We start from the raw sequence: 14,870 nt of genomic DNA on the forward strand, positions 1-14,870 counted from the left end.
GGTGGGGTGCCACAGTGTCGAGCCGTCAGTCATTGATCTTGGAAACCGCCGCCGGACTCATCGCGCGGCGCGGGGTGCGCGGCCTGCGGGTGGAGGAGCTGGCCGCGGAGGCGGGCGTGTCCGTCGGGCTGGTCTACTACCACTTCGGCGACCGGGCCGGCCTCATGCAGCACACCTGGGAGTTCATCAACGAGCGCGCCGAGCGCTACACGAGTTCCGGCAGCGACCCCGACCGGGATCCGCGGGGGCGCCTGGAGGAGATGCTGCTGCTCGAACTCCAGGACGCCCCCGAGGTACGGGAGAACAGCACGGCCTGGGGCGAGTTCCGGGCGAGCGCCGTCTTCGAACCGGACCTGGGCCGCCAGGTGCGCGAGGCGACCGCCCGCTGGGTCCGGGACGCGGAAGCGCTGATACGCCACGGCCAGGACACCGGCGCCATCGCCTCCACGGTGGCCGCGACCGACGCCGCCGAGCGGCTCACCGCCCTCGTCGAAGGCCTGAGCGAACGATGGCTGGCCGGCTCGCTGCCTCTGGAAAGGGCACGCTTCCTGCTCCGCAGCGCCCTGACCCTGGAACTCGGACCGCAGCCGCCGCGCCCCGCCCGCCGCAAAGCGGCACGGCCGCATCCCGCCCATGCACACAGCCGCACCCGCGACCCCGCCGAATGATTGCTTTCCTCAAGCAACAAAATTAGGGTGCCTCCCGTCGTGCCAGTGCCACCCGCCCGAACGGAAGGGGAGCCCGTGCCCACCGTCCTCGTCACCGGAGCCACCGGACTGATCGGCGCCAACATCTGCCGGCGCCTGCGCGAACGCGGCGACGACGTCCGGGCGCTGGTCCGCCCCGGGAGCGAGAGCGGGCCGCTGCGCGACCTCGGCGTCACGCTCGCCGAAGGCGACATCACCAGCGCGGCGGACGTCCTCGCCGCCGCGAAGGACGCCGAGTTCGTCGTCCATTCCGCCGCGGTCCTCGGCGGTGCGAACCAGGATCCCGGCGAGCACGCGCGGGTCAACACCGGCGGCCTCGGGCACATCCTCGACGCCGCCGCACACGTCGGTGCCCGGCGCGTCGTCGCCCTCGGCACGACGACCTACTTCGACTACACCGATCGGCCGCTCAGCGAGCAGTCCCCGGTGCTCGACGACCCGCCCGGCGACCCCTATTCGGTCTCCAAGAAGGCCGCCTTCGTGGAGGTCATGCGCCGGGCCGCCGAAGGCCTCGACGCGTGCGTCGTCATCCCCGGCGGCACGTTCGGCCCCTCCCCCGTGCCCGGCCGGGCGCTGGAGGCGCCGAGCTACAACCTGCGCATCCTGCTCGCGCTGCGCGGCGGCATCGACGCCACCGTGCACTTCCCGATTCCGTGGTCGTACGCGGACGACGTCGCCGCGGTCACCGTCGCGGCGCTCGACCGCGGTGTCGCGGGCGAGAAGTACCTGGCGTTCGCGCACCCCGACGACGTCTGCAGCATGGCCGAGTTCCTCAACCGCGCCTGCGAACTCGCCGGAGCCCAGCACCGCGTACGCGACATCACCGCCGATCTCCTGGCAGCGGACGCCGAGTTGCAGCGATCGTCCGGCCCCAGCCTGGTCGCGCTCGCCAACCGGACCTTCCCCACGCCCTACTACACCGACGCCCTCACGAAGGCGCGCCTCGGCCACACCCCGCTCCGACTGGACGACGGCCTGCGCCGCACCCTCGACTGGCTGGAGGCCACCCGGCAATGAGCACCCCAACCGACCGGCGGGACGCGGAATACGCCGCGATGCGCCTTCCCCTCCTGTACGCGCGGGGCATCGACCGGCGCGACTGGGCGCTGGTCCGCTCCTGCTTCGCTGATGACGCATTCGTCGACGGCTCGCGCGCCGCGCTCCCGATCGACGCCTACCTCGAACAGCTCCGTCCCGGTGTCGAGTTCTTCCCCGTCACCATGCACTTCATGGGCAACCAGCTCGCCGACGTGGACGACGCCACCGGGGACGTCCACATCGAGACCTACGCGGTGGCCTACCACTTCAAGGCCGAACCGGCCGGCACCGAGCACCCCGAGAACCTGGTCGTCGGCGTCCGCTACCACGACCACGTCGCCCGCACCGCGGCCGGCTGGCGCATCGTGCGGCGTGCCGTCTCCGGGGACTGGCGCCAAGGCCCGTACCCGCACTTGGGCTGACCGGGCAGCCCGTCACCCGGACGGCGGGACGCGTCACACGGACGGGCGCTCAGCGGAAGCGGCACCGAGGCATCCCGGAAACACTGGGCTCAAGCAGGAGCGCGATCAGCGGCCTATTTGAGTGGGAGAGCGGATCATGCGGATGAACACCGTGTTCCGCGGCATCGGCGTCGTGGTGGGTCTGGCCCTGATCGCCGCGGCATTCGTGCTCGCGTACGTCGTCACGCCGGACTATGTGAAACGGCTGCCCGACGACACCGACACCACGCGCTCCTACGCCGGCACCTTCAAGACCCTCGTGGACGCCGCGGAAGTCGCGAAGGGCAACGTTGCGGGGGCCATCAAGACCAACGTCCCGTTGACCGTCCAGCGGACCGTGAAGGTCGAGAAGACGTCGGGCGACACGGCCCTGGTCAGCGACAGCCGGACGACGGCGGCCGCGGGCACCACGGTCGAGAAGACGGACTGGAAGTACGCCGTCGACCGCAAGACGCTCGAGGCGACCACCAGCCACCCGTCGAGCTGGCAGGTGGTCGACGCCAAGGGCCTGACGGTGAGTTGGCCGCTCGGCGCGCAGAAGAAGACGTACGTCGGCTGGCGGCCGGAGACCGAGACCACCACGCCGCTGACGTACACGCGTTCGGAGAGCAAGTCGGGCGTCGGCACCTACGTGTACGACGCGCACCTGCCGCCCACCCGGATCACCGACGCCCAGGTGCTCGCCAGTCTGCCCCCGGCCGTCCCGAAGGCGACCCTGGCGCTCGTCGGCCAGCTCGGGACCCTCACGCCCCAGGCGAAGCTGCAGCTGGCCCAGCTGCTGCAGACGATGCCCGACCCGGTGCCGCTCGCCTACACGCTGGAGAGCACCGACACGTTCTGGATCCACCCCGAGACCGGCCTGGTGATCGACACGCTGCGCGCCCAGCAGCGCGTGGCCGGGATCGTCGACCCGGGCAGCGGCACGTTCCTTCCGCTGCTGCCGGTCTCGGACGTCACCTACCAGCAGACGCCCAAGTCGGTGAGCGACGCGGCGAACGACGCCAAGGACGCCCACGACGTCATCAACTTCGTGGGCACCATCCTCCCCGTCATCGTGGGCATCGTCGGTGCCCTCCTGATCGCGGCCGTCCTGCTCATCCGACGCCGCCGCCCTCGCGGCACGGCGACACCGCCGCCGTCGACGCCCCCGTCGACGCCGACTGCACCCCCGACCACCCCGCCGACCACCCCGCCGACCGCCTGACGTGCGCCCGCCCCGCGGCCCGGCATGCTTCGCGCGGAGCCGGGTAGCGACGGGCGGACAGGGCGCAACCGCGGCACGTGCCGTTGCCCCGCCGGAAGGGAACGGCCATGACCAGCCACGACGACCGCGTCCGCTACTTCGACACGTTCCAGCGCCACGACCTCGAGAAGAACGGGCACCTCACCGCCGAACAGCTGACGGCGGCGCTGAAGGACCTCGGCTGTGCGTCGGAAGCGGCCGGTGTGGAGCACCTGCTGCGCCGATACGACGCGGACGGCTCGCATTCGATCGACTTCGGCGAGTTCCTGGAACTTCTCGCCAACGCCGACGCCGACGCCGCACCGGACTCCGGTGCCCACACCCGCCGGGAGCGCTCGCCATGACGACACCCCCCAACGACCCCGTCCCGCCGAACCCCACGCCCGCCCCCGGCCCCGGCCCGGGTCCCGGCCCCGGGCCGCTGCCCGGCCCGATTCCGGGACCCGGTACACCCGATCCCGCGCCGCCCGCCCCGCCGCAGCCGGAACCCGACCCGGAGCCTCCGCCGGCGCCCGGACCGGAGCCGGGCCCGCGGCCCGGCCCCCTGCCCGGCCCCGGCCCCTCGCCCGAACCGGTGACCTGACCGCGCTCCCCGGTCCACCGCCCGCGCCTCGGGTAGCCGCGCGGACGTCCGCCGCCGCGCGGGATGGTGCTGGGTGCGACCCCGGAGGCCGAGTACGCCACCGGCTCGGTGGCCTTGGCGCCCGGCGACATGCTGCTGATGTACACCGACGGCCTGGTCACCCGGCCCGGCGACGACGTGGGCCGCGGCCTGTCCCGCCTGGTGCGAAGCCTGCGCGAGGATGCCTCCGACGACCTCCAGGCGTCCATCACGCGCATCATGCGCGACTTGGGCGCGCCGAATCCGCGGGACGACACCTGCCTGATCGGGATCCGGGTGCCGGAAGCCGTGCGGTCGGCCGGCTGAGTCCGGTGCACGTCCGGTTCACGGACGGCGCGGCCCGCGCCGTCCGGTCACGGAATGCTTCATGAACCGGTCACCATCTGTACCAGCGGCCCCGAGAGCCCCCCGCGCCCGCTCCTCGGAACAGGAAACCGAGGAGCCAGATGACCAGGACAGCCAGGGCTATCCACCACAGCACATGAAGTGCGAACCCGGCGCCGAACAGGATCAGCGCCAACAGGAAAACCACAAGGATGGGAATCATGACGGGCGGCTTCCCAGGAAATCGCTTTCCACACACCGGGTCCGGGTCCGGGCGGAGCCCCGTCGGCCGGAGTCCGCGCAGGACCGCGCCGCCGACCCCGGCACGGGGTCGGCGACGCGGTGCGGGACCGGGTCAGGCGCTCTCGGCCTGGAACATCCAGGCCTGCTTCTCGAGTTCCGCGGTGATCGTGATCAGCAGGTCCGGGCTGTCCGGGTCGGGAAACGCCGGAGGCGCGTGGCGCGACGACGAGGTCGTGGTCGACGCGGGCCCGCCGAACACGCTGATCAGCAGCCGCAGGCCGGACGATCTGCCGGCCTTCAATGCGGCGATCCTGCGCCACTTCGCCGTGTAGGTACCGGCGCGCAGGCGCTGACGGGTAGGCCGGGCCACCCCGCCGGGCACGGAAATCGATGGCTCTGGCACATTCTCCCCGGCAATGATCACTGGTCGATCCGTCACCACACACCGCAGAGGACATCGATGCGTTCTGCCCGCACGCGCCTTGCCCATGCCGCTCTGGCGTCTTTCCTGCTGCTCGGCGTCAGCGCCTGCAAGTTCGGCTCCGACGACAAGGACGAGAAAGCCGGGGACGCCGCCGTCTCGGCCTCCTCCGCCCCCTCCGCGGCGGCTTCCGGGCCGTCGGCTCCGGCCTCGGGTCCGGCGTCCCCCGGCTCGCCCGGTGCCGGGAGCAAGGCCCTCACCTCCGCCGACCTGAAGGCCGCACTCCTCACCGCGCAGGAGATGGGTACCGGCTGGACCGCCAAGCCCAGCACCAGCGACGTCTACGGCAGCATCACGATGACCGCCGTGCCCGCGAACGCGCAGTGCCAGCCGCTGCTCGACCTGATGGCCGGCGCGAAGCCCGCGTCCGCCGCGTATGCCGGCGAGATCCTCACCACCACCGCGGACAAGCACACGTCGATATCGCTCGACCTGGTGCGCTTCCAGAGCCAGGACGAGGTCTCCAAGCAGCTCGCCGCGGTCGCCAAGCTGCGCGACGCGCACGACTGTCTGGAGATGACCGCCACGAACACCAAGGGCCAGAAGACCGAGTACCAGGTGATGTGGGGCGACCACCAGCCGCAGATGGGCGATGCCTCGGTGTGGGTCAGCCTGCTCTGGGGCGACCCGAAGAACATGGCGGACCCCAATTACCCGGAGCCGTCCGCGTCACTCCAGTTCGTCCGGGTCGGACCGAACCTGGTCAAGTACGACGGCCGCCCGGAAAGCACCTCGTACAGCGCCGAGTTCGTGCCCGACGCGCAGGTGAAGGCGCAGGTGGACAAGCTCACGGCGGCCACCCGCGGCTGACCGGGCCGACCGGCCCACACGAACACCCGTGCGCGGCAGACCCGCCCGGCCTCCCTGCGCCCCGGAGGCCGGGCGGGCGCCGTTCCCGCGGTGTCCGAGAACCGGTGACCCCGTGCGTTCGCGGTGTGGTTTCGTAACCGCATGAGAGACGGCACGACGATCCCGATCGTCGACAGCAGGTACCGGTTGGAGCGCAAGCTGGGGGTCGGCGGGCAGGGGGAGGCATGGCTGGCGACCGATGTGCGGCTGCGCCGGCCGGTGGTGCTCAAGCGGCTCTTCGCTCCCGGTGCCGTCGGGGGCGAGCCGACGAAGGTCCGCATAGCCCGGGCGGAGCGGGAGGCGCGCGCGGCCGGGGGCCTCAAGCACCCGGGCATCGTCACCGTGTTCGACCAGTTCCCCGACGCGGACGGCCTGCCCTGGATCGTCATGGAGTACGTGGACGGGCCGTCGCTCCGCGAGGCTCTCGCGTCCGGGCCGCTGCCGGTCGGGGAAGTCGCGCGGATCGGCGGGCAGATCGCGTCGGCACTGGCCGCCGCGCATACCGCGGGCGTGGTCCACCGGGACATCAAGCCCGCCAACATCCTCCTGGCGGAAGGCCAGGCCGTGGTCGCCGATTTCGGGATCGCGTCGGTGCCGGACGAGATCACGCTCACCGTCACGGGAACGGCCTTGGGAACGCCGGAGTTCATGGCCCCGGAGCACCTGTACGGCGAGGCGTCGGCGGCCTCCGACATGTGGTCGCTCGGCGCGACGCTGTACTGGGCCGTGGAGGGACGCCCGCCCTTCCGCGGCGACTCGATTCTGCAGGTGGTCGCGGCCATCGGCCGCGGCGTCGCCGAGCCGATGCGTCTCGCGGGCCCGTTGGAACCGCTCATCCGCGACCTCATGCAGTTCCCGGCATCCGACCGTCCCACGGCGACCGCGGCAGCCGCCGCGCTGCGCGACCTCGTGGAGGACTCCGGTCGGCCGACCACCGGGGCGACCGCGATCGACCGGCTGCTTGCCGAGGCGGCGAAGGAGCGCGACACCGGTTCGCGTGAGAAGGGTGAGGACCTGTACTGGACCGCGCTCGACCTGGCGATCCGGGACGGGGCCCGGACGCAGCAGGGCTGGGCGTGGGACGGCCTCGGGTCCTGCCGATGGCGCGCCGACGACCCCGAGACGGCCATGCGGTTCTTCACCCGGGCCGCGCAGATCGCCGAGGAGACGGGCGACAAGCTTCTGGAGGCCTGGAGCCTGCACAACTTCGGCGCGTACCGGCGCAAGCGCGGGGAATTCGCCGCCGCCAAGGACTTCTTCGCCCGGACGCTCACCCTGGCCAAGGAGCACGAGTTCACCGGGGCGGAGGGGTGGACGTACCACCACCTCGCCGAGATCGCCGCCGAGGAGGGAAATCCGCGGCAGGAGCAGGAGCACTATGCGGCGGCAGCCCGCGTCGGCTTGGACGGCGGCGCGGACGAACTGGCGGGCTGGAGCTTGTTCAACGTGGCCAGGTGCGCGGAGCGTGCCGACCGCCTCGGCGAAGCGCGCGAGCACTATGCGCAGGCGTTGGAGATCGGCTCCCGCATCACGAACCGGTGGATGGTCGACCAGGCGTCGGACGGACTGCGGCGGCTCACCCCGCCCGACTGACCCGGCCTGCGCGGAAATCGGGCCGCGCCGCGGGACAATACGCAACCAAGATGAGTAAACCTGGAACAACTCCTCAGGAATCCGCCCCGCTGTGCCTGGTGACCGGTGCGACGGGCTACATCGGCGGCCGTCTCGTGCCCGCATTGCTGGACGCCGGGTACCGGGTGCGGTGTCTGGCCCGGGATCCCGGACGGCTGCGCGACCAGCCGTGGCGGGACCGGGTGGACGTCGCCCGCGGCGACGTCCTGACCCCGGCGACGCTCGGGCCCGCGCTGGACGGGGTGGACGTCGCGTACTACCTCGTGCACTCCCTCGGCACCGGGACCGATTTCGAACGCCTCGACCGCGAGGCCGCCGGGGCGTTCGGCGGCGTGGCGCGTTCGGCGGGCGTCGGCCGCATCGTCTATCTCGGCGGCCTGCTGCCCGCGCGCGTACCCGCGGCGCAGTTGTCGCCGCACCTGAGATCGCGGGCCGAAGTCGGACGCGTGCTGCGGGCCAGTGGTGTTCCCACCGCGGAGCTGCGCGCTGCGGTGGTCATCGGGTCCGGCTCGGCGTCGTTCGAGATGCTCCGCTATCTCACCGAGCGGCTGCCGGTGATGGTCACCCCGCGGTGGGTGCGGACGGCCGTGCAGCCTATCGCGGTGCGCGACGTCCTGCACTACCTCGTCGGTGCGGCGGATCTGCCGCGCGAGGTGAACCGCGCGTTCGACATCGGCGGCCCCGAGGTGCTCACGTACCGGGACATGATGACCCGGTACGCGGCCGCCGAGGGACTGTCCAGGCGGGTGATCATCCCGGTGGGTGTCCTCACCCCCGGGCTGTCCAGCCTCTGGGTCGGCTTCGTCACGCCGGTGCCCAGTTCGCTCGCCCGCCCGCTCGTGGAATCGCTGCGACATGAAGTCGTCTGCAGCGAGCACGACATCGCCGACCACATCGCCGACCCGCCGGGCGGCCTCACCGGGTTCGACCGGGCCCTGCACTTGGCCCTCAGGCGCGTGCGGGACGACGACGTGGCGACGCGCTGGTCGTCCGCGTCCGTCCCCGGGGTGCCCGCGGATCCGCTGCCCACCGACCCCGCGTGGGCGGGGGGCAGCCTGTACCGCGACATCCGGCAACGGGCCGTCGACGCCCCGACCGACGCTGTCTGGTCGGTGATCGAGGGCATCGGCGGCGAGAACGGCTGGTACTCCTTCCCCCTCGCCTGGTCGCTGCGCGGCGTCATGGACCGCGCGGTGGGCGGCGTCGGGCTGCGCCGCGGCCGCCGCGACTCCCACCGCCTGCGGGTCGGCGACGCGCTGGACTTCTGGCGGGTCGAGGAGATCCAGCCCGGACGGCTCCTCCGTCTGCGCGCCGAAATGCGGCTGCCCGGCCTGGCCTGGCTCGAACTGTCCGTCCGCCCGGACCCGCGCGGCCGGGGCAGCGTCTACCTGCAACGCGCGCTCTTCCACCCCCGGGGCCTCGCCGGACACGCCTACTGGCGGGCCATCTCGCCGTTCCACGCCATCGTGTTCGGCGGCATGGCACGGCGCATCGCGGCGCGTGCCGTCGCGGCATCCACCACTCCGACGACCCCCTCGACCGCCCCTACCGGAAAGACCCCATGACCCGCCAATCAGACAGCACTTCGCCCGCGATCGTGCTGTTCACCCAGGACCTGCGCGTGCACGACAACCCGGTCCTGGACGCCGCGCTCGCCGACGGGCCGGACGTCTTACCGCTCTTCGTGCTCGACGACGCCATCACGGGCACGCCCTTCGCGGCACCGAACCGCATGGCCTTCCTCGCCGACTGCCTCGCCGACCTCGACGCCTCGTTGCGTTCCCGGGGCGGCCGCCTGGTGGTCCGCAAGGGCAGCACGGCCCACGAGGTCAAGCGCCTGATGGCCGAGACCGGCGCCGCGCGCATCCACGTCGCCGCCGGGGTGACCCGGCATGCCGCGCACCGCGAGGAGGAGCTGCGCGCGGCGTTCGACGACCGGCTGCACGTGCACGGCCGGAGCCTCACCGTCCTCGACCCGGGCGCGGTGACCCCGACGAGCCGCGACCACTACGCGGTGTTCACGCCCTACCTGCGCGCGTGGTCGGCGGTGCCGGGCCGCAAGGTCCTGTCGGCCCCGGCACGCCTCGACGTACCGGAATCGGCCTCGGGCACGGCGCTTCCGTCGTATCGGGCGGCATCTCCCGCCCTGCCGAAGGGCGGCGAGTCGGAAGGCCGACGGGTGTGGCGGCGGTGGGTGGACGGCGGCGGCCTCGCCGGCTACGACGAGGCGCACGACGCGCTGGGCGCCGACGGCACCTCGCGGATCTCGCCGTACCTGCACTTCGGCTGCCTTTCCGCCACCGAGATCGCCGCGCAGGCCGCGGCGGCGGAGTCCGCGGGCGCGGAGGCGTTCGTCCGGCAGCTGGCCTGGCGCGACTTCCACCACCAGGTGCTGGCTGCCCGCCCCGACTGCGCGGACACCGACTACCGGAAACGCGGCGACACCTGGGTGCGCGACGAGGCCGAGGCCAAGGCGTGGCGCGAGGGACGCACCGGCTACCCGCTCGTGGACGCCGGGATGCGGCAACTCGCGCAGGAGGGCTGGATGCACAACCGGGCGCGCCTGCTCACCGCGTCGTTCCTCGTCAAGACGCTGCGCCACGACTGGCGGGAAGGTGCCGCGCACTTCCTGTCCCTGCTCGTCGACGGCGACATCGCCAACAACCAGATGAACTGGCAGTGGATGGCGGGAACGGGCAACGACACCCGCCCGAACCGTGTGCTCAACCCGCTCTCGCAGGCACGGCGCCTCGACCCGGACGGAACGTACGTCCGGCAGTGGGTGCCGGAACTGAGCGGCCTTTCCGACCGGGACGTGCGCGAGCCGTGGAAGGTGCCGAAGGCGGACCGGAACGGCTACCCGGATCCGCTCGTCGAGCCGGAGGACCTGACGGCGCGCTATCGGGAGGCGCACGGGTGAGGGGTGCCCTCGTGTCCGGGCGGGGACTCATAGCCATGGCCCGGCACCGGGCTCAGGTTCCGGGGAGGATACGGCGCGTTTCGTAGGCCCACATCGCGATCTCGACCCGGTTGCGGGCGCCGAGTTTGGCCATCAGGCTCGCCAGATGCGTCTTCACCGTGCTGAGGCTGATGTGCAGCGCGTCGGCGATCTCGGTGTTGGTCAGGCCGCGGGCGACCGCGAGGAGCACCTGCTCCTCGCGGGCGGTGACGGGGGAAACCGGCTGGGCCGCGGGCCGGCCCGCGGGCAGGTCCGCGAATGCCCGGAGCAGACGGACGGTGACGCTGGGCGCAATGAGCGCCTCCCCGCCGGACGCCGACCGTACCGCCTGGGCCAGAAGGTCCGGTCCCGTGTCCTTGAGGAGGAATCCGCGGGCGCCGGCACGCAGCGCGCCGTAGACGTACTCGTCGAGGTCGAACGTGGTGATGACAACCACGGCCGGCGGGTCGGCGACGCCCGGGCCGGCGACCGACCGGGTGGCCTCCAGCCCGTCGACCACGGGCATGCGGATGTCGAACAGGCAGACATCGGGGCGTAGTTCGCGGGCCAGACGGACCGCTTCCCGTCCGTCGGCGGCCTCGCCGACCACCTCGATATCGGGCTGGGCGTTCAGCATGATCCGCAGCCCGGTGCGGATGATGGCCTGGTCGTCAGCGACGAGGACGCGGATGGGCACCGCTCTCGGTCCTCCCTCTGGGCAGCTCGGCTTCGACATGCCAGCCCTGTTCGGTCCCGGGGCCGGCCTGCAGTTTGCCGCCGAGCAGGGCGGCGCGCTCGCGCAGTCCGGCAAGTCCGTATCCGGCACGGCCCCGGCCGGTGCGGTGGCCGTTGTCGCGCACGCTCACCCGCACCGCGTGCCGTTCCGCGGTGACCCGGACGACGACCTCGGTCGCGTCGACCGCGTGGCGCATGGCGTTGGTCACCGACTCCTGCACGATGCGGTAGACGGCGGCGTCCACCGCCGGGGGCAGTGTGCCCAGTTCGCCGTCGAGCCCCAGGTCGACCCTGAGGCGACCACCCGCGGTGCGCGCCAGGCGCTCCAGGTCCGCGACACCGGCAGGCGGCGCCAGCTCGGCGCCGGCCCCGGGGTTGCGCAACGCGGTGACCATGGCCCGCATTTCCTCCAGCGTGCGCGCCCCTTCCTCCTCGACCCCGTCCAGCGCGTCCACGGCGGCGGCCGGGTCGGTGACCGCGAGTACGCGGCCTGCCTGGGCGCGGATCACGATGGCCGAAACGTGGTGGGCCACCGTGTCGTGCAGTTCCCTGGCGAGCTGCTCACGCTCGCGGGAGCGTATCTGGTCCACCTGCCGCTCGCGAGCGGTCACCCGGAACCGCACGGCGGCTCCGATCAAGCCGGGCAGCAACAGGAAGACGAAGCCCGCGGCCTGTTCGCCGGCCGGGGTTTCGATCGTGACGGCACACAGCGCGAAGGCCGTGAGGATCACCGTGCCGCCCAGCACGATGTCCCGTCCCGATCCCCACCGGGGCAGCGCATACACCAGGGCGAGCACGACCACGCCGCTGTCCAGGCCGACGGGCTCGCCCGATGCGGCCACCAGCGAGGCCAGCTGGAGCACGGCCACCGAGCCGAACGCCAACGTGACCGTCGCCAGTGGGCGGGGCCGACGCCACAGGGACAGCACGCACAGCCATACGGCGAACACCACCGCCACCGGCCGCCACACGACGTTCTCGCGCAGGGTGGCCTCCAGCACCACACCGCCCAGGCCCGCGGCGAGCAGTGCCCAGTCCCGCCACACCCGGTCGGGCGCGTCGGGCGGTCGGGGTTCGGTCCACAGGGTTCGCAGGTCGTCTCGCAACACAGTTCTCAGCCTAGGGACCGCGCCGTGCCGCGCATCGGCCGAAAGGACGGGGCGTCACCCCGCCCTGGGGCCGACGGATCCGCGGCCCGCGAGCCGATGCCGCGGAGCGCCGTGGCGACGAACCTCGGCATCGGCGGCCGCACAAGGACGGCCGACGAGGTGATGTGAGGAACCGATGCTCTCGAAAGCCCTGTTGCGCTTGGGCGCCGGCGCCGCCCGCCATCCCTGGCGGGTGATCGCGGCATGGCTGACTGCCGCCGCGCTTGCCGTCCTCGCCGCGATCGCCATCGGCGGGCGGACCGCGGACTCGATGACCGCTCCGGGACTGGACTCCGAACGGGCAGCGCACCTGATCGAGCGGGCCGGCACCGGCCAGGAGGGCATGACCGCCCAAGTGGTCGTGACCCCCCTGGACGGCGGTGCGACGTTCTTCGACCACGGCAGCGCACGCGCCGCTCTCGCGCGGCTGCAGACCGAAGTGCGGCGGCTGCCGCACGTGCTCGGCACGAGCGACCCGGCGGGGGCGCTCGACGCGGGCGGGGACATCATCGTGCGCGGCGGCCTTGTCTCGGCCGACGGGCGGATCGCCGTCGTCCGGGTGCAGTACCCCGACCAGAGCCGGCTGTCGGCCGACGACCTCGACACCCTCGTCGGTCTCGGCGACCGGCTGCGCGCCGAACTGCCCCTGTGCATCGAGATGGGCGGGAACCTCTTCTACGCCTTCTCCGACCCCGACGGCGGCGCGAGGGAACTGATCGGCATCCTCGCGGCGGCCGTGATCCTGTTCCTGGCGTTCGGTTCGCTCGTCGCCGCCGCGCTGCCGATCGGCATGGCGGTCTTCGGGCTGACCGTCGGGGTCGCCACGATGACGGTACTGGCGGGGGTGACGGACGTCCCGACCTTCGCCCCTGTCCTGGGCAGCATGGTCGGGCTCGGAGTGGGCATCGACTACGCGCTGTTCGTGCTCGCCAGGCACCGGGAGCACCTCGCGCGCGGCCTCGATCCCCGCGAGGCGGCGGGGCGGGCGGTGGCCACGGCCGGGAGGCCCGTGGTCTTCGCCGGCGGCACCGTCGTCGTCTCGATCCTCGGCATGGCGGTCGCGCAGGTACCGTTCATGGCGGTGGGCGGGATCGCCGTCTCGATCGTCGTCCTGATCATGGTGCTCGCGTCGGTGACGCTGCTGCCGGCCTTCCTCGGCGCCGCCGGCACACGCCTGGCCCGGGCCGGCCGGATCGGCCGGGCTCTGCAGAACCGGAAGCCGGGCCGGCTCGCACGGCGGCGGGAGCCGGCAGCGGGCGCGGTCCGCGCCGCCGGGTGGCGTCGCTGGATCGGGCACGTCAGCCGGCATCCGGTGCCGTACGCGGTCGGCGCGGCAGGGCTGTTGCTGGGCGCGGCGCTGCCCGTGCTCGGGCTGCGCGTCGGCCTGCCCGACGACGGCTCACTGCCGCACAGCCGTACCGAGCGTCGGGCCTACGACCTCGTCGCCGAGGGGTTCGGCCCGGGCACCAACGGTCCCCTCGTCATCGCCGCCGACCCCGCCGGGGATTCGGGGGCGCTGGACCGGCTCGTCGCCACGGTCGCGGCGGATCCGGGCATCGCCTCCGTCGCGCCGGCGCACGTCGATCGGGCCACCGGCATCGCGACCCTCGTGGTGTTCCCGACCACCAGCCCTCAGGACAAGGCCACGGCCGACACCATCGCCCGGCTGCGCGGCGACGTGTTGCCCACGGCGATCGGGCACGGCCCGGCGAGGGCGTACGTCGGGGGCGCCGCCGCCAGCCTGTCCGATGTGGGCCAACGCACCAGTGAACGGCTTCCGGCGTTCGTCGCCGCCGTGTTGGCGATGTCGTTCCTGCTGCTGATGCTGGTGTTCCGCTCGATTCTCGTACCGCTCAAGGCGGTACTGATGAATCTGCTGAGCATCGGCGCGGCCTACGGCATCATGGTCGCGGTCTTCCAGTGGGGGTGGGGAGGCGCGCTCATCGGGCTGGAAGCGACGGTTCCGATCGTGTCGTTCATCCCGATGTTCCTCTTCGCCATTCTGTTCGGCCTGTCGATGGACTACGAGGTCTTCCTCCTGTCCCGCGTCCGCGAGGAGTACCTGCGCACCGGCGACAACCGCACGGCGATCGTCGAAGGCGTCTCGGGGACCGCCCGGATCATCACCTCGGCCGCCCTCATCATGGTGGCGGTCTTCCTGTCCTTCGTCGTCGCCGAGGACCCCTCCATCAAGATGTTCGGGCTCGGCCTGGCCACCGCGATCTTCATCGACGCCACGGTCGTGCGCATGGTGCTGGTCCCGGCGACCATGACACTCCTCGGCCGGACCAACTGGTGGCTGCCGAAGTGGCTGGACAGGATGCTTCCCCGCGGCCCGTTCGGCACCGGCGACACCGGCGACACCGACACAGAATCCACGGGTGAGGCCCCGCGTCCAGGGCTGGTCGACCGTTGACGCCGGGGTGTTGTCGGGGGTCGGGGTATTGTC

Annotated in this window: 14 protein-coding genes and 1 pseudogene; 11 read left to right on the forward strand and 4 right to left on the reverse strand. The window is 72.5% G+C overall.

Translation table 11 applies throughout. The features are described 5' to 3' along the window. Nucleotides 1–14: 14 nt before the first annotated feature. From ABEA93_RS23615 to ABEA93_RS23640, 6 genes are all read left to right on the forward strand, one after another. On the forward strand, nt 15–668 hold the full coding sequence (locus ABEA93_RS23615) for a TetR/AcrR family transcriptional regulator (RefSeq protein WP_345677715.1): 654 nt from the start codon (nt 15–17) through the stop codon (nt 666–668). Nucleotides 669–743: 75 nt separating this feature from the next. Further along, a complete protein-coding gene (locus tag ABEA93_RS23620; RefSeq protein WP_345677716.1) occupies nt 744–1,724 on the forward strand; it encodes an NAD-dependent epimerase/dehydratase family protein in 981 nt (326 codons plus the stop codon). Beyond that, nucleotides 1,721–2,167: a nuclear transport factor 2 family protein gene (locus tag ABEA93_RS23625; RefSeq protein WP_345677717.1), complete on the forward strand. Its 447-nt coding sequence runs from the start codon at nt 1,721–1,723 to the stop codon at nt 2,165–2,167. Before ABEA93_RS23620 ends, ABEA93_RS23625 begins: the two co-directional genes overlap by 4 nt. 136 nt (nt 2,168–2,303) lie before the next feature. Then, nucleotides 2,304–3,410: a porin PorA family protein gene (locus ABEA93_RS23630; RefSeq protein ID WP_345677718.1), complete on the forward strand. Its 1,107-nt coding sequence runs from the start codon at nt 2,304–2,306 to the stop codon at nt 3,408–3,410. A 107-nt stretch (nt 3,411–3,517) separates the two neighbouring features. Continuing rightward, complete coding sequence (locus ABEA93_RS23635) at nt 3,518–3,793, forward strand: EF-hand domain-containing protein (RefSeq protein ID WP_345677719.1); 276 nt, start codon at nt 3,518–3,520, stop codon at nt 3,791–3,793. Nucleotides 3,794–4,095: 302 nt separating this feature from the next. Then, complete coding sequence (locus tag ABEA93_RS23640) at nt 4,096–4,377, forward strand: SpoIIE family protein phosphatase (RefSeq protein WP_345677720.1); 282 nt, start codon at nt 4,096–4,098, stop codon at nt 4,375–4,377. 70 nt (nt 4,378–4,447) lie between these two features. Here ABEA93_RS23640 and ABEA93_RS23645 read toward each other — a convergent pair whose 3' ends face one another. Then, nucleotides 4,448–4,618, reverse strand: coding sequence for a hydrophobic protein (locus tag ABEA93_RS23645; protein WP_345677721.1), 171 nt, complete (start codon nt 4,616–4,618; stop codon nt 4,448–4,450). A 132-nt stretch (nt 4,619–4,750) separates the two neighbouring features. Further along, nucleotides 4,751–4,837, reverse strand: a pseudogene (locus tag ABEA93_RS23650) (DNA starvation/stationary phase protection protein); the annotation flags it as partial. Between the two features lie 261 nt (nt 4,838–5,098). On the opposite strand from ABEA93_RS23650, the gene ABEA93_RS23655 reads away from it, so the two are divergent. The 4 genes from ABEA93_RS23655 to ABEA93_RS23670 all read left to right on the forward strand — a co-directional run bounded on the left by ABEA93_RS23655 (nt 5,099) and on the right by ABEA93_RS23670 (nt 10,520). Next, nucleotides 5,099–5,929, forward strand: a complete 831-nt coding sequence (locus ABEA93_RS23655; RefSeq protein WP_345677722.1) for a hypothetical protein — start codon at nt 5,099–5,101, stop codon at nt 5,927–5,929. Between the two features lie 141 nt (nt 5,930–6,070). Beyond that, nucleotides 6,071–7,561: a serine/threonine-protein kinase gene (locus tag ABEA93_RS23660; RefSeq protein WP_345677723.1), complete on the forward strand. Its 1,491-nt coding sequence runs from the start codon at nt 6,071–6,073 to the stop codon at nt 7,559–7,561. Between the two features lie 50 nt (nt 7,562–7,611). Further along, nucleotides 7,612–9,165 (forward strand): SDR family oxidoreductase, encoded by a 1,554-nt coding sequence (locus ABEA93_RS23665; protein ID WP_345677724.1) that lies wholly within the window; start codon nt 7,612–7,614, stop codon nt 9,163–9,165. Further along, nucleotides 9,162–10,520: a cryptochrome/photolyase family protein gene (locus ABEA93_RS23670; protein WP_345677725.1), complete on the forward strand. Its 1,359-nt coding sequence runs from the start codon at nt 9,162–9,164 to the stop codon at nt 10,518–10,520. The genes ABEA93_RS23665 and ABEA93_RS23670 overlap by 4 nt, the downstream gene beginning before the upstream one ends. A 52-nt stretch (nt 10,521–10,572) precedes the next feature. On the opposite strand, the gene ABEA93_RS23675 is transcribed toward ABEA93_RS23670, so the two are convergent. Together ABEA93_RS23675 and ABEA93_RS23680 are read right to left on the reverse strand one after the other, a co-directional pair. After that, nucleotides 10,573–11,235 (reverse strand): response regulator, encoded by a 663-nt coding sequence (locus ABEA93_RS23675; protein ID WP_345677726.1) that lies wholly within the window; start codon nt 11,233–11,235, stop codon nt 10,573–10,575. After that, nucleotides 11,210–12,382, reverse strand: a complete 1,173-nt coding sequence (locus ABEA93_RS23680; RefSeq protein WP_345677727.1) for a sensor histidine kinase — start codon at nt 12,380–12,382, stop codon at nt 11,210–11,212. Before ABEA93_RS23680 ends, ABEA93_RS23675 begins: the two co-directional genes overlap by 26 nt. A 175-nt stretch (nt 12,383–12,557) precedes the next feature. Here ABEA93_RS23680 and ABEA93_RS23685 point away from each other — a divergent pair, with 175 nt between their 5' ends. Further along, on the forward strand, nt 12,558–14,837 hold the full coding sequence (locus ABEA93_RS23685) for an MMPL family transporter (RefSeq protein ID WP_345677728.1): 2,280 nt from the start codon (nt 12,558–12,560) through the stop codon (nt 14,835–14,837). The last annotated feature ends 33 nt before the right edge of the window (nt 14,838–14,870 follow it).

The sequence above is a fragment of the Yinghuangia aomiensis genome (genome assembly GCF_039542225.1).
Lineage (GTDB): Bacteria > Actinomycetota > Actinomycetes > Streptomycetales > Streptomycetaceae > Yinghuangia > Yinghuangia aomiensis.

Coding starts and splice junctions, on each gene's coding strand:
- ABEA93_RS23625 (WP_345677717.1), top strand. CDS start 1,721: ATGAGCACCCCAACCGACCGGCGGGACGCGGAATACGCCGCGATGCGC.
- ABEA93_RS23630 (WP_345677718.1), top strand. CDS start 2,304: ATGCGGATGAACACCGTGTTCCGCGGCATCGGCGTCGTGGTGGGTCTG.
- ABEA93_RS23635 (WP_345677719.1), top strand. CDS start 3,518: ATGACCAGCCACGACGACCGCGTCCGCTACTTCGACACGTTCCAGCGC.
- ABEA93_RS23640 (WP_345677720.1), top strand. CDS start 4,096: ATGGTGCTGGGTGCGACCCCGGAGGCCGAGTACGCCACCGGCTCGGTG.
- ABEA93_RS23645 (WP_345677721.1), bottom strand. CDS start 4,618: ATGATTCCCATCCTTGTGGTTTTCCTGTTGGCGCTGATCCTGTTCGGC.
- ABEA93_RS23655 (WP_345677722.1), top strand. CDS start 5,099: ATGCGTTCTGCCCGCACGCGCCTTGCCCATGCCGCTCTGGCGTCTTTC.
- ABEA93_RS23660 (WP_345677723.1), top strand. CDS start 6,071: ATGAGAGACGGCACGACGATCCCGATCGTCGACAGCAGGTACCGGTTG.
- ABEA93_RS23665 (WP_345677724.1), top strand. CDS start 7,612: ATGAGTAAACCTGGAACAACTCCTCAGGAATCCGCCCCGCTGTGCCTG.
- ABEA93_RS23670 (WP_345677725.1), top strand. CDS start 9,162: ATGACCCGCCAATCAGACAGCACTTCGCCCGCGATCGTGCTGTTCACC.
- ABEA93_RS23685 (WP_345677728.1), top strand. CDS start 12,558: ATGCTCTCGAAAGCCCTGTTGCGCTTGGGCGCCGGCGCCGCCCGCCAT.